Annotated in this window: 13 protein-coding genes; 10 read left to right on the top strand and 3 right to left on the bottom strand. The window is 61.9% G+C overall.

The window, feature by feature from the left end:
* Positions 1 to 3 precede the first annotated feature (3 nt).
* From ACYAR8_RS01225 to ACYAR8_RS01215, 3 genes are all read right to left on the bottom strand, one after another.
* The gene (locus ACYAR8_RS01225; protein ID WP_463578818.1) at positions 4 to 648 is read right to left on the bottom strand and encodes an HAD family hydrolase; all 645 of its coding nucleotides are present in this window, start codon (positions 646 to 648) and stop codon (positions 4 to 6) included.
* Between the two features lie 232 nt (positions 649 to 880).
* Positions 881 to 1,834 (bottom strand): 2-hydroxyacid dehydrogenase, encoded by a 954-nt coding sequence (locus ACYAR8_RS01220; RefSeq protein WP_463578817.1) that lies wholly within the window; start codon positions 1,832 to 1,834, stop codon positions 881 to 883.
* 14 nt (positions 1,835 to 1,848) lie between these two features.
* A complete protein-coding gene (locus ACYAR8_RS01215; RefSeq protein WP_463578816.1) occupies positions 1,849 to 2,391 on the bottom strand; it encodes a cysteine hydrolase family protein in 543 nt (180 codons plus the stop codon).
* A gap of 598 nt (positions 2,392 to 2,989) precedes the next feature.
* Between ACYAR8_RS01215 and ACYAR8_RS01210 the strand changes: the two genes are divergently transcribed.
* From ACYAR8_RS01210 to ACYAR8_RS01165, 10 genes are all read left to right on the top strand, one after another.
* Positions 2,990 to 4,111 (top strand): DUF1615 domain-containing protein, encoded by a 1,122-nt coding sequence (locus tag ACYAR8_RS01210; protein ID WP_463578815.1) that lies wholly within the window; start codon positions 2,990 to 2,992, stop codon positions 4,109 to 4,111.
* 157 nt (positions 4,112 to 4,268) lie between these two features.
* Positions 4,269 to 4,748, top strand: a complete 480-nt coding sequence (locus ACYAR8_RS01205; RefSeq protein ID WP_463578981.1) for a hypothetical protein — start codon at positions 4,269 to 4,271, stop codon at positions 4,746 to 4,748.
* 255 nt (positions 4,749 to 5,003) lie between these two features.
* Positions 5,004 to 5,855, top strand: a complete 852-nt coding sequence (locus ACYAR8_RS01200) for an STAS domain-containing protein (RefSeq protein WP_074891066.1) — start codon at positions 5,004 to 5,006, stop codon at positions 5,853 to 5,855.
* A 4-nt stretch (positions 5,856 to 5,859) separates the two neighbouring features.
* Positions 5,860 to 6,222 (top strand): STAS domain-containing protein, encoded by a 363-nt coding sequence (locus ACYAR8_RS01195; protein WP_037010489.1) that lies wholly within the window; start codon positions 5,860 to 5,862, stop codon positions 6,220 to 6,222.
* The gene (locus ACYAR8_RS01190; RefSeq protein WP_065991451.1) at positions 6,219 to 6,623 is read left to right on the top strand and encodes an anti-sigma regulatory factor; all 405 of its coding nucleotides are present in this window, start codon (positions 6,219 to 6,221) and stop codon (positions 6,621 to 6,623) included. Before ACYAR8_RS01195 ends, ACYAR8_RS01190 begins: the two co-directional genes overlap by 4 nt.
* Complete coding sequence (locus tag ACYAR8_RS01185; protein ID WP_463578814.1) at positions 6,614 to 7,639, top strand: ATP-binding protein; 1,026 nt, start codon at positions 6,614 to 6,616, stop codon at positions 7,637 to 7,639. Before ACYAR8_RS01190 ends, ACYAR8_RS01185 begins: the two co-directional genes overlap by 10 nt.
* 52 nt (positions 7,640 to 7,691) lie before the next feature.
* Complete coding sequence (locus ACYAR8_RS01180) at positions 7,692 to 8,531, top strand: sensor histidine kinase (RefSeq protein WP_074891109.1); 840 nt, start codon at positions 7,692 to 7,694, stop codon at positions 8,529 to 8,531.
* A complete protein-coding gene (locus ACYAR8_RS01175; protein WP_108122913.1) occupies positions 8,521 to 10,461 on the top strand; it encodes a response regulator in 1,941 nt (646 codons plus the stop codon). Before ACYAR8_RS01180 ends, ACYAR8_RS01175 begins: the two co-directional genes overlap by 11 nt.
* A 158-nt stretch (positions 10,462 to 10,619) precedes the next feature.
* A complete protein-coding gene (locus ACYAR8_RS01170) occupies positions 10,620 to 12,875 on the top strand; it encodes an ATP-binding protein (RefSeq protein WP_463578813.1) in 2,256 nt (751 codons plus the stop codon).
* A 19-nt stretch (positions 12,876 to 12,894) separates the two neighbouring features.
* Positions 12,895 to 13,356, top strand: a complete 462-nt coding sequence (locus tag ACYAR8_RS01165) for a response regulator (protein ID WP_074891059.1) — start codon at positions 12,895 to 12,897, stop codon at positions 13,354 to 13,356.
* The last annotated feature ends 29 nt before the right edge of the window (positions 13,357 to 13,385 follow it).

Genomic DNA, 13,385 nt, shown 5'->3' with positions numbered 1-13,385 from the left:
CGATCAACTGATGCGCTGTACCAATTCCTTCAATTCGCCGAAATCTTTGACGCGATGGAAGTTGGCGTTATCCATGAACGCCGAGAAATCGGTGTCGCCGTAGCCCGCCACTTGCGCGCCGGCACCCAGGCCTGCTTCAACGCCCGGAATGCTGTCCTCTACCAGCAGGCACTGAGTGGGTGCCAGGCCCAGCAATTCAGCGGCGTGTTCGATCAGTATCGGAGAGGGTTTCCACGATTGCACTTCATAGGCGCTGACGATCAGGCCGTGGAACACGTCCAGCAGGCCGACCGTGCTCAGGCAGGTTTCGATCTTGCTGCGCGGGCCGTTGGACGCCACGCATTTGGGCAGCGAGAGGTTGCGCACGAATTCGACCGCACCGGGCATTTCTTCGAGCCGCTCCTGCAGCAGCGGCAGGGTGCGCGCGCGGAATTCGGGTTCGATGTCGTCGCTTGGCAGCCATGGATAATCGCGGCACAGGCCTTCCAGGCACAGCGCAAACTGCACGCCACGAAAGCGTTGCAGGACTTCGTCGACGCTCAGCAATACTTGGTGCTGGTTGAGGATGTCGCGCAGCAGGCCGGCGGCCAGCCGTTCGCTGTCAACCAGGGTTCCGTCGCAGTCAAAAATGACGCCGGCAATATTCAAACAGGGCTCTCCTTCTCTCTCGATCGGGCTTTCTCGACCGGAATGCGTGTTCAGGTGTCTGGAATGCGGGTAGGCGCAGTTCGACCGGCATTATCCAGAAAAGTTGGCGCCGATGTTCAGTCACTGACTTACGGTACGGGGTGTCCAGTCCATGGGCTGGGTATGCTGTGGTTTGAACGGTCATACGAGCAGGCCGTCCGCGTCATCGTCAGGCCTGCGCGTGAAGCACCGGTTACAGTTCGACCGGCGTGACCAGCGTGCCCTTGTCGAAATGACCGCTGACATTGGCGAACACCAGATCGGCCATGGCCTGGCGCGTTTCGTAGGTCCCCGAGCCGATGTGCGGCGTGAGCACCACGTTGTCCAGCTTCAACAGTTCGGCCGGCACGTTGGGCTCGTCTTCGAACACGTCGAGGCCGGCGCCGGCGATTTCCGAGGCCAGCAACGAGGCGACCAGCGCCTTCTCGTCAACCACGCTGCCGCGGGCGACGTTGATCAGAAACGACTTGGGACCGAGTGCCCGCAGCACGTCGGCGTTGATCAAGTGTTGGGTGTCCGGGCCGCCGGGGACGATGACAATCAGGTAGTCCGAGTCCTGGGCCAGTTCCCGAAGGTCATCGTAGTGCCGGTAGGACACATCGTCGTACGCGCGGCCACGGCGGAAATAGGCGATGTTCATCTCGAACGCAGCGGCGCGTTTGGCGATGGTCTTGCCGATCTTGCCCAGACCGACGATGCCGCAGGTCTTGCCGCACAGGTCATTGCCGAGGGGGAATTTGCCGGTGGGCCACTGGCCGGCCCGCACGAAGCGTTCGGCTTGGCTGATGCAGCGGGACACACAGAGCATCAGCGCCATGGCGGTTTCGGCGACGGCGTTGTTGAGCACGTCGGGGGTGTTGCTCAGTTTGATGCCACGGCGCGCCAGGTAGCGCGTGTCCATCGCGTCATAGCCAACACCGAAGCTGCTGACCACTTCCAGGTTCGGCAGGCGATCGAGAATGGCGTTGTCGGTGCCGAACACGCCGCTGGTGACGACGCCGCGCACCTTGGCCCCGTGTTGATTGGCCCAGGCGTCGATGTCGTTGATGTCGGCGAGTTTGTGGACGCTGTAATCGCGCTCAAGATTGTGCATCAGTGACGCATGCATCGGACCCCAGACCAGAATGTCGGCTTTTGTTTCGCTCATTGTTTTCTCCTTCATCAGGCCAGATAGGTTTTGGTACTCAGCACCTCGGCATAGGCAAAGCCCAGCGCTGACATGAATGCGGCGTGAACATGGGCCGCAGGCACCACGCTGCCTTCGAACTCCAGGTCGCGGCTGGCGCAGGCGTCATGGATCACTCTGACCTTGTAGCCAAGGTCCGCCGCGGCGCGGGTGGTAGCGTCAATGCACATGTGGCTCATGGAGCCAATGATCACGAGGTCCTCGATACCTTTGTCTTCAAGGAGCGCCTGCAGCCCGGTTTCACGGAACGAGTTGGGGAAGTGCTTCAGCACCACCGGTTCGTTTTCACGGTTCAGGACCTTGGGGTGCAGCTTGGCGCCATCGGAGCCAGGCGTGAAGAAGGGTGCGTCGGCGCCGGACTCATGGCGGATGAAGACGATCATATCGCCGGCGTCGCGGGCCGCCTCAATCACCTTGACGGCGTTGTCCGCGGCGTCGTCGGCGCCAACCAGCGGCCATTTTCCGCCGGGGAAGTAGTCGTTCTGGATATCAACTACGATGAGCGCTGTGCTGGACATTCGGGCTTCCTTATTGAAGGGGTGGGTGGGTCAGAGTAATACCTACCCGAGAACTGAACCACTGTCGCTGCACAGGTTCAACGCGATGCTTCTTAGTGGGGCCGGCGCCAGCCTCGCTGGATGCACGCGATGCTTTTCAGTGGGACCGGCTTCAGCCGGGAAGAGGCCAGTGTGAACACCATCGATTTCGCAGCGTGCCCACTGACGCCTTCCCGGCTAAAGCCGGTCCCACAATTAGGTCTGGCGCCGACCCCGCTAGATGCACGCGATGCTTTTCAGTGGGACCGGCTTCAGCCGGGAAGAGGCCAGTGTGATCACCATCGATTTCGCAGCGTGCCCACTGACGCCTTCCCGGCTAAAGCCGGTCCCACAATGGAGTCCGGCGCCGGCCTCGCAGAATGCACGCGCTGCTTTTTAGTGGGACCGGCTTCAGCCGGGAAGAGGCCAGTGTGTACGGCATCCATCCTGAGGTTTGACGGCGGAGGCTTCCCGGTTCAAGCAGGTCCCGCTATAAAGGCCATATTCAGCCACACTTGAATCAGCAGCGCTCCCCGCTGTCCATACCCCGCCATCCTGTTTGAGTCACCAGCGAGAAGTCATGCCCGTGAAAGGAATCAGCCGTCACCTCCATGCCCTGGCCAGCCTGTTATTGCTGACGCTGCTTGTCGGTTGCAGCTCGCAAGGCCGTCAGGAACCCGCGCCAGACCCCTCGCTGGTACGCAGTGAAATCGTGCGGTTATTGCCCGCCAGCGTCGCCGACCGGCAGGGCTGGGCCCAGGACATTCAACGTGCATTCGACGCGCAGAAAATCAACCCCAGCGTTGAAAACCTCTGTTCCGTGCTGGCCGTGACCGAGCAGGAATCCAACTTCCAGGTCGATCCGGCCGTCCCCGGCATGGGCAAGATCGCCCAGGACGAGATCGACCGTCGCGCCGGCAAGGCGCACATTCCCAATCTGCTGGTGCGCAGCGCACTGGACATCCGTTCCTCAACCGGCAAGACCTACAAGGAACGCCTCAGCGCCGCCCGCACGGAAAAAGACCTGAGCGCGATTTTCGATGATTTCATCGGCATGGTTCCCTTGGGCCGGACGCTCTTCGGCAACTTCAACCCGGTCCATACCGCCGGGCCCATGCAGGTCAGCATCGACTTTGCCGAGCGCGAGGCCCGGGATTACCCGTACCCGGTCGAGGGCTCCATTCGCCATGAAGTGTTCAGCCGTCGCGGCGGTATGTACTTCGGCATCGCCCATCTGCTGGGTTATCCGGTCAACTACGACAAGCCGCTGTACCGCTTCGCCGACTTCAACGCCGGCTGGTACGCCAGCCGCAATGCAGCGTTCCAGAGCGCACTGGCGCGTGTATCCGGCAAGCGTCTGGCGCTGGACGGCGACTTGATCAGCTATGGTTTCGGCCCGTCGCTGGGGCAGACCGAACTGGCGGTGCGCAGCCTTTACCCGCGGCTGGACATGCGCAACACGACCATCCGCAGCCAACTGGAGAAGGGCGAAACACTGGCCTTCGAAGACACCGAGCTGTACGCCAAGATTTTCGCCATGGCCGAAGAGGCCGCCGGTAAACCGCTGCCACGGGCCATCCTGCCGGGCATCGTGCTGGAAAGCCCGAAGATCACGCGCAAACTGACCACGGCCTGGTTTGCGCAGCGGGTGGAAGAGCGGCGGGTTCGCTGCATGGCGCGGGCGTCCGGGTCTTTGAAGTGAGGCTACGATTGCTGAAAGGCTTCCCGGCTAAAGCCGGTCCCATATTGAATTTGCAGGAGGCATCCTCGTGAGCCGTGACATCGAAGCACCGATCATCATCACCAGCAGCAATCCGGCTGCCGAGGAGCAGGCGGCCAGCGATCAAGTCGCCGACGCCATGCTGTTCGGGTCACCGAAAGACCGGCTGAATTTCTACCGAAAGGAAATCCAGTACGAAACGTCGATCCTGTCCAACCGCACCAACGCCTATCTCTCCGCGCAGTCCTTCCTGGTGATCGCGTTCGCGTCATCGATGGCCAACCTCAACCCCGAGTGGGGCAAGATGTTCACGCTGGTGGTGCCGCCATTCCTGACATTGCTCGGACTGATCAGCTCGATGCACGCCTGGCCCGGCATTCGCGCGGCGTACGAAATCATCGATCACTGGCATTTCAAGCAGGCCCAGTTGCTCAGCAGCCAGCCGGCCATGGGCCTGGCGTACGACGACTCGCCACTGTTCAGCGAGCACGAGTCCAGCGAGAAGGGCTATCGCAAGTCACTGATGTTCTCCATGCGCACGCCGTGGCTGTTCACGGTGTTCTGGTTTCTGCTGGGGGCGTTTTCGATCTATGTTCAACTGGTCGACAGCGTGTTTTAAAGCCGTCGCGATCGCGCCGATAAAGAAACATTGGAAGCGAAGCGATGCTACCTTGACATCAACTGACGGCAAGGGTATTTCGTGTGCCCGGTTCACGCCCGTTCGAACGCCTTGCACACAGGGGGTAGGGACAACACCCTTGCCCACGGATGGCGACGACGCGCCGCACGGCATTTTCAAGATTCCGCTTATTTCACAGGCCTGCTCAAGTCGACCCACTCCAATTCTCGACGCGCACTCACTGGAGCCACTCCCATGGCAGCATTGCAACAAATCACCGTTGACGCGCTCAAGCGTTCCGAATCGCAGCTGGCCGTTCAATGGCACGCCGACCTTGAATCCAGTGGTGCCACGCGCAATCTCAAACCCGAGGACATCCGCCAGCAAGTCGCTGACTTTCTGCGCTTGCTGACCTCGGCCCTCGAGAAGGGTGGCTCGGTCAATATCACCACGGCGGAGTGGGATGAAGTCCGCCACTTCCTGGAAAAACTGTCCAGCCAGCGGGCGCTGGCCGGTCAGGATTCCCAGCAGACCGCCAGCTTCATCTTCGCCCTCAAAGGCCCGCTTTTTGCACAACTGCAGCGCGACCTCGCCGACCAGCCCGCGCTGGTGGCCGAGCAGGTCATGCAGATTTCCGAGCTGCTCGACGGTCTTGGCCTGCACACCATCCGCACTTATCAGAAGTCCCGCGAAGCGGTGATCAAGCGTCAGCAGGAAGAACTGCTCGAGCTGTCCACGCCGGTCGTGAAACTGTGGGACGGCGTTCTGGCGCTGCCGATGATCGGCACGCTGGATTCGCAACGCACCCAGGTGGTCATGGAATCCCTGTTGCAGCGCATCGTCGACACCGGCGCGGAAATTGCGATCATCGACATCACGGGTGTGCCGACCGTCGACACCCTGGTGGCCCAGCACTTGCTCAAGACCGTCACCGCGATCCGTCTGATGGGCGCCGATTGCATCATCAGCGGCGTGCGTCCGCAGATTGCCCAGACCATCGTGCACCTGGGTCTGGACCTGCAGGGCGTCGTCACCAAAGCCAATCTGGCCGATGCCCTCGCACTGGCCCTGCGCCGTCTGGGCGTCACCATTACCAAGGCGGTATGAGCCCATGGAGCGCATCCCGATTCTGCAGATGGGCGACTTTCTGCTCGTCACCATCCAGGTGGACATGCATGACCAACTGGCGCTGACGCTGCAGGATGACCTGTCCGAACGCATCAGCCGCACCTCGGCGCGCGGTGTGCTGATCGACATCTCCGCGCTGGACATGGTCGATTCATTCATCGGCCGGATGATCGGCATGATTTCCGGGCTGTCGCGGATCATGGACGCCGAAACCGTCCTGGTCGGCATGCAGCCTGCCGTGGCGATCACCCTGGTCGAGCTGGGCATGACCCTGCCGGGCGTCAGCACTGCGCTGAACGTCGAGCGGGGCATGAAGCTGCTGCGTGAGCGAGCCTATTCCCAATGACCGTGCGCAGCAGCGGCACTCAACCCATTCGCATCGAGCAGGATGTCGTGTTGGCCCGGCAGACCGCTCGCAAGCTGGCCCAGGAATGCGGCATGCGTCTGATCGACCTGACCAAACTGGTGACAGCGGTCAGCGAGCTGGCGCGCAATACCATGGTCTATGGCGGCGGCGGTGACATGGACTGGGAGATCGTCGAGGACGGCCTGCGCGTCGGCCTGCGCCTGACCTTTCGCGACGAAGGCCCCGGGATTCCCGACCTCAAGCTGGCGATGACCGACGGCTGGACCTCCGGCGGCGGTCTGGGCCTGGGCCTGACCGGTGCCAAGCGGCTGGTCGATGATTTCGAGCTGGACACCGCTCCCGGCGCAGGCACGCGCGTGACGATCTGCAAATGGACCTGAACCTGCACAGCCACCTCACCCAGGTGTTGTCGGTGGAGGATATCAGTCAGGTGGGCCACGCCCGGCGCATGACGCAGAAGCTTGCCGAACAGGCAGGCTTCGACGAGGCCGATTGTGGCCGGGTAGCCTTGGTGGTGACCGAGCTGGCGAGCAATATCCTCAAGCACGCCAGCAGCGGCGAATTGCACGTGCGCGCGCTGCCGGGCGACGTTTCGGGTGCAGCGCCGGGCGTTGAGGTGATCGCAATCGACCGGGGCAAGGGCTTCGACGTGCAGAGCTGCATGGCCGATGGCTTCTCTACACGCGGTACCCAGGGCATTGGCCTGGGTTCGGTGCTGCGTCAGGCGCAAGTCTTCGACGTGCACAGCGATCCCCGTGGCAGCGTACTGCTGGCGCGCTTCTTCCCGCGCAAAAGTGTGGTGAAGGATCTGCGCATGGGCATTGCTCAACATTCGCTGCACGATGACCCGGCCTGCGGCGATGTCTGGGAAGTCGCGATCAGGGGCCAGCAGGTCTCGATCATGATGATCGACGGTCTGGGTCACGGCCCGGAAGCCGAAGAGGCCGGTATGGCGGGGGCCCGGGCGTTCATTCGCAACCCCTTTGCCGATCCCGGCGTGTTGCTGGACGACTTGCACTTCGACATGCGCGGCAGCCGTGGCGGTGCCGCTGCGCTGGCGCAATTCGACGGCGCTTCGGGCAAGCTGCGCTTCATCGGTATCGGCAATATCGGCGCGACGCTGATCGGCCAGGATAAAACCCGTGGCATCCCTTCGCACCCCGGCATTGTCGGCCTGCAGTACCGCAAGACTGCGCCTATCGACTACGCCGACTGCACCGGGCAATTGTTGATCATGTTCAGCGATGGCCTGCAATCGCGTTGGAATCTTCGCGACTATCCAGGTCTGATGTACCGACATCCGGCGGTGATTGCTGCGGTATTGCAACGCGATTACAACCGGGGCAGGGATGATGTAACCGTTTTGGTGATGGATCTGGAGATGCTCGATGACTGACAACAATACCCGCGAGACCGATGAGGGCTCATCCGGGGTCGAAATCGAGACCATGCGCGAGCTGGAACGCTTGCGCGCTGAAACCGACTCGCTGCGTGCCGAACTCGATGAAACCAATCAGGGCGTGCTTGCGCTGTACGCCGAGCTTGAGGATCAGGCCGATCAGTTGCGTGAGGCGTCGGACCTGAAGAGCCGCTTCCTGTCCTATATGAGTCATGAGTTCCGCACGCCCCTGGGCTCGATTCTCAGCATCGCCAGCCTGTTGTCTGACGAACTGGACGGGCCGCTGGGTGCGGAACAGCACAAACAGGTCGCGTTCATCAGCACCGCGGCCCGCGAATTGAGCGACATGGTCGACGACCTGCTGGATCTGGCGAAGATCGAAGCAGGGCGTATCAGCATCTCGCCGGCGTGGTTCGACATGTTCGATCTGTTCTCGGCGCTGCGCGGCATGTTCCGCCCCATCGTCGACACCTCGGCGGTGGACCTGATCTTCGAAGAGCCGGTGGGCCTGCCGAGGCTCTATACCGATGACCAGAAGCTCGCACAGATCCTGCGCAACTTTATTTCAAACTCCCTGAAATTCACCCAGCGCGGTGAAGTGCGCGTGTCGGCTCGGCTGGAGTCCGAGGACTCGATTCGCTTTGCCGTGACCGACACCGGCATCGGTATTCCCCAGGAACTCCATGGCGCGCTGTTCGAGGACTTCATACAAGTCGACTCGCCGTTGCAGAAACGCCTGCGCGGAACGGGGTTGGGGCTGTCCCTGTGCAAACGCTTCGCCGAACTGCTAGGCGGACGCGTCGGCGTGGAAAGCGAGCCAGGCGTGGGCTCTACCTTCTTTGTGGTCATCCCGTTGGCACTGGCCCAGGAGCCTGCCGATGAAGCCTGAAACCCGGCTGCTGATCGTTGATGACAACACCGCGACCCGCTACGCCCTGCGTCGCCGCCTGGAACGTCAGGGTTTCGTGGTGTCGGAGGCCGGTACCGGCACCGAGGGCCTCGCGCTGATTGCCGAGCGCTTGCCGGATGCGCTGATTCTCGACGTCAACCTGCCCGACATGAGCGGCTTCGACATCGTCCGCCTGTTGCGCGCTGCGCCACGCACGGCCCTGTTGCCTGTGGTGCATGTGTCGGCCGCCTCGATCCAGACCGGCGATATCGTCACCGGCCTTGAAGCGGGCGCGGACGCTTATCTGGTGCACCCGGTCGACCCGGACGTGCTGCTTGCCACCCTGCGCACGTTGCTGCGGGTGCGTGACACCGAATATGCACTGCGTGAAAGCGAGGAGCGGTTTCGCGAGATTTTCGCCAACGTCTCGGCGCCTATCGCGGTCATGGACGGCAACCTGAAAGTCCATGAAGCCAACCACGCATTCGCTCAATTGCTCGGGCAGGACGCCGGGGACAATTCGGTGCTGCGCAGCTTCAGCGAAGACCAGGGCTCGGCGCTGGACGGGCTGCGCGAGGCCCTGGCAGCGGGCGAGCGGTGGATGGGCACCCTGAGCATGCGGGTCAAGGGCGAGCTGCGCGAGACCGAATGGCAGGTTTCGCCGTACCGGGTCAGCGGCATGAGCCTGGTGTTCATCGAAGACGTCACCGAGCACCGCCGCCGCGAACAGTCGCATCTGCAGCAGCTGGATTCGGTCAACACCCGGCTTGCCCACGAGGTTGCCGAGCGCGCCCGGACCGAAGAGCAGCTGCTGCAGGCGCAGAAGATGGACGCCATCGGCAAGCTCACCGGCGGCATCGCCCACGACTTCAATAACCTGCTGACGGGCATCGTTACCGGGCTTGAGCTGGTCAAGAAGCGCACCGAAGACGGCCGTCCGGAAAAGGTCATCGTCTATGCCGATGCCGCGCTGGCCTCGGCAAAAAGCGCCTCGGCCCTGACCCACCGTCTGCTGGCCTTCGCCCGCCAGCAGCCCTTGGACACCCGTGCTTCGGACGTCAATCAGTACGTGCGTTCCCTTGAGGATCTGTTGGCACGCACCATCGGCAAAGGCATCTGCCTGACCCTTGAGCTGACTTCGCGCAGCGCCGTGGCGATGGTCGACGCCGGGCAACTCGAAAGCGCCGTGCTGAATCTGGTGATCAACGCCCGTGACGCCTTGCCGGCGGGCGGCAATATCTGGATCAGCACCTTCGAGACCTATTCCCAGGGCCATTCGCGCATGGCGGATGGCGCCTACATCGCGCTGACCGTGCGCGACGACGGCGTTGGTATCGAGCACCACTTGATGGACAAAGTGTTCGACCCTTTCTTTACCACCAAGCCCATCGGCCAGGGCACCGGCCTGGGCCTGTCGACGATTTACGGTTTCGCCCGTCAGTCGGGTGGCGACGTGCAGATTCGCAGCGTCGTCGGCCACGGCACCGAAGTCACGTTGATGTTGCCGGCGGCAGACGTGCAGAGCGTCGAACCTCAGCAGCCTGCTGCACTGGTGGCGCCGGGGGCAGGGGAGCATGTGCTGATCGTCGAAGACACGGCCTCGGTGCGCATGTTCGTCAATGAGGTGCTCACCGATGCCGGTTATCGCTGCACCCCCGTCGCGGATGTCGGCACCGCACTGTCGTGTCTGGAAAACGATGCCACCATTGACCTGCTGCTCACCGATGTAGGCATGCCCGAGATGAATGGCCGCGAGGTGGCTCAGCGCGCTCGCGGCTGGCGTCCCGACCTGCCGGTGCTGTTCATGACCGGCTATGCGGAGAACGCCCTCAATCGACAGGATTTTCTGGGCGAGCGGATGGACATGATCCTGAAACCCTTCCAGTTGGCTGATTTTTTAGCGAAAGTGCGGGCGATGCTCGACGCCTGACGCGAACGGGTGGTTTTTTTTATCGTAAACACCCACTTCGGAGTATTTGACCGGGCCGGTTTTTGTTACCGTGAGCGGCATTCCAACCCGTGCCGCCCCCCGGGCCACATATTGCCGACGCCGTTTGCCCAAACGCTGAAGGTTGAAGGAGCCAAACCTTGACCCTCACCGACGACCTCCTCCAGAGCGCGATAGACCAGTGCGCGCAGGAACCGATCCAGATCCCCGGAAGCATTCAGCCCCAGGGTTTCCTGCTTGTCATCAATGAAGCGGCGTCGACGGTCATCCAGGTCAGCGCCAACGTCAGCGACTGGCTCGGCCTTGATCCGCAGTCATTGATCGGCGTGCCGCTGTCCAGCGTGTTCGCCGAGCACGAGCAGTTGCTTGAGCGCTTTCAGGCGCTGCCCGAGGAAGAACAAAATCCCTTCCATCTCGGTGAAGTGCGCTTTCTGCAAGGGTCGAGAGCCGGTCAGCCGATGACGATGATGGTCCATCGTCACGATCAGGTGCTGATGGCCGAGTTCGAACCGGCCGGGGACATGACCACGGCCTATGGCAACGTCTATCCGCTGATGCGCGGCTTCATCAGCCAGATGAACGAGCTGGAATCCATTGATGCGCTGTGTCAGCGCGCGGCGACTGAAGTCAAGCGCATCACCGGTTTTGGCCGCATCCTTGCCTACCACTTCGACGCCGACGGCAACGGCCTGGTCAACGCTGAAGTCAGCGACGACGGATATGAAAGCATGCTCGGCCTGAGCTTCCCGGCATCCGACGTGCCCGACCAGGCACGCAGGATGTATCTGGCCAACCGTATCCGCGTCATTGAAGACGCCAACTACCAGGCATCGCCTCTCATACCAGGCAACAATCCGCTGACCGGGGCGCCGCTGGACCTTACCTTTGCCACCTTGCGCAGCGTATCTCCCGTGCATTTGCAGTACATGCGCAACATGCAGACCCTGGCGTCGATGTCGATCTCGATCGTGGTGCGCGGCCAGTTGTGGGGCCTTGTATCCTGCCACAATGCCACCCCCCGTCGGGTCAGTTTCCAGACTCGTACTGCCTGTGAACTGTTGGGTAGCGTGTTGTCGCTGCAGATCGAGAGCAAGGAAGCCCACACCGACAATCAGCGCATGCTCAGCCTTCGCCGGCAGATTGTGCAGATGCTGGCGGCCATGGCCGATCTCGACAGCGTGACTGGCGGCCTGCGTTCCATGCCCCAGGTGTTGCTGGACTTCGTGGGCGCGAGCGGTGCCGCAGTGATCTCCGGCGCCAGCGTCGATGTCTACGGCGAAACCCCCGACCGCGTGCAGCTTGTGAAGCTTTCCGACTGGCTGAGCGGCCGCCACCCCCACGAGGTTTTTCGTTCGGACAACGTCAGCCGCGACATCCCCGAACTGCCTGCGCTGGCGGCGTCGGTCAGCGGCGTGCTGGCGACAACGATCTCCGAGCTGCATTCCAACTTCATCATCTGGTTCCGGCCCGAGCAGACTCGGGTGGTGAACTGGGCAGGCAAACTCGAGAAAAGCATCGGTCCGACTGGCTCCCTGAGTCCGCGTCACAGCTTCGCCTTGTGGCAGCAGACCGTGAGCGGCTTCTCCAGACCGTGGGACGACATGGATTGCGAAGCCGTGATCGAGTTGCGGACGGCGGTGTTGGGCATCGTCCTGCGCAAGGCTGAAGAAATGGCGGCGCTCGCCGATGAGTTGAAGAAGTCGAACAAGGAGCTTGAAGCATTTTCCTACAGCGTATCCCACGACTTGCGCGCGCCATTGCGGCACATCGCCGGCTACGCCGAGCTGTTGAGCGACATTGAGGGCAGTACGTTATCCGACCGGGGCGTACGCTTCCTGGACAACATCAGCGATTCGGCGCGCTTCGCCGGTACGCTGGTCGACAACCTGCTGAGCTTCTCGCAGATGGGCCGTTCAGCGATGCGCTTATCCGATGTTGACCTCAGCGCCATGGTCGAGTCGATCCAGCGGGAGATGCTGCCCGATTACGAGGGCCGCCCACTGCAGTGGAAGGTCACCAAACCCTTGCCGGTGGTCATCGCTGACGCTGCGTTTCTGCACTTGGCGTTGGGTAATCTGCTGTCCAATGCGGTCAAGTACACGCGCAACCAGGACCCGGCAGTTATCGAGGTCGGCAGTTACGAAGAGGATGACAAGGTCGTGGTCTACATCCGCGATAACGGCGTCGGTTTCGATATGGCATACGCGGAGAAGCTGTTTGGCGTGTTTCAGCGGCTCCATCGCATGGAAGAATTCGAGGGCACCGGCATCGGCCTGGCCAGTGTCAGGCGGATCATCGAGCGCCATGACGGCACCGTATGGGCGCACAGCCAGTTGGGCCATGGCGCTACCTTTTATTTTGCGCTGCCAAAGCGCGGCTCGACCGTAACCCTTTGAGTGTCGAAGGAGACGCACAATGCTTAAACCCATTCTTCTGGTGGAAGACAACCCCAACGACCTCGAGCTTACCCTTGTCGCGCTTGAGCGTAGCCAACTGGCCAATGAAGTGATCGTACTGCGTGACGGTGCCGAGGCCCTTGATTACCTTCTGCGCCGCAACCAGCACCATGATCGCGTGGCAGGGAATCCGGCGGTGATGCTGCTGGACCTGAAACTGCCGAAAGTCGATGGTCTTGAAGTGCTCAAGCTCATTCGCGAAACCGATGAACTGCGCAGCATTCCCGTGGTAATGCTGACGTCTTCGCGGGAAGAGCCCGATCTGGATCGTGCCTACTCGCTGGGTGTGAACGCTTACGTGGTCAAGCCGGTCGAATTCAAGGAATTTGTCTCGGCGATCTCGGACCTTGGCGTGTTCTGGGCAGTATTGAACGAGCCACCACCGGGTTCCCTGCGGCTCGCACGCCGTCCAGGCTCCTGAATCGGCATCTGTTGGCCTGCGCACAGTCG

Source organism: Pseudomonas sp. HP_01 (genome assembly GCF_055284355.1).
The sequence above is the reverse complement of the archived record's forward strand: the minus strand, read 5'-3'. Positions and strand labels throughout refer to the sequence as shown.

What these genes read in the sequence shown, in the direction of transcription:
- ACYAR8_RS01215 (WP_463578816.1), bottom strand. Translation starts at nt 2,391, where the DNA reads ATGTCCAGCACAGCGCTCATCGTAGTTGATATCCAGAACGACTACTTC.
- ACYAR8_RS01175 (WP_108122913.1), top strand. Translation starts at nt 8,521, where the DNA reads ATGAAGCCTGAAACCCGGCTGCTGATCGTTGATGACAACACCGCGACC.
- ACYAR8_RS01185 (WP_463578814.1), top strand. Translation starts at nt 6,614, where the DNA reads ATGGACCTGAACCTGCACAGCCACCTCACCCAGGTGTTGTCGGTGGAG.
- ACYAR8_RS01190 (WP_065991451.1), top strand. Translation starts at nt 6,219, where the DNA reads ATGACCGTGCGCAGCAGCGGCACTCAACCCATTCGCATCGAGCAGGAT.
- ACYAR8_RS01205 (WP_463578981.1), top strand. Translation starts at nt 4,269, where the DNA reads ATGCTGTTCGGGTCACCGAAAGACCGGCTGAATTTCTACCGAAAGGAA.
- ACYAR8_RS01210 (WP_463578815.1), top strand. Translation starts at nt 2,990, where the DNA reads ATGCCCGTGAAAGGAATCAGCCGTCACCTCCATGCCCTGGCCAGCCTG.
- ACYAR8_RS01220 (WP_463578817.1), bottom strand. Translation starts at nt 1,834, where the DNA reads ATGAGCGAAACAAAAGCCGACATTCTGGTCTGGGGTCCGATGCATGCG.
- ACYAR8_RS01200 (WP_074891066.1), top strand. Translation starts at nt 5,004, where the DNA reads ATGGCAGCATTGCAACAAATCACCGTTGACGCGCTCAAGCGTTCCGAA.
- ACYAR8_RS01165 (WP_074891059.1), top strand. Translation starts at nt 12,895, where the DNA reads ATGCTTAAACCCATTCTTCTGGTGGAAGACAACCCCAACGACCTCGAG.
- ACYAR8_RS01195 (WP_037010489.1), top strand. Translation starts at nt 5,860, where the DNA reads ATGGAGCGCATCCCGATTCTGCAGATGGGCGACTTTCTGCTCGTCACC.
- ACYAR8_RS01180 (WP_074891109.1), top strand. Translation starts at nt 7,692, where the DNA reads ATGCGCGAGCTGGAACGCTTGCGCGCTGAAACCGACTCGCTGCGTGCC.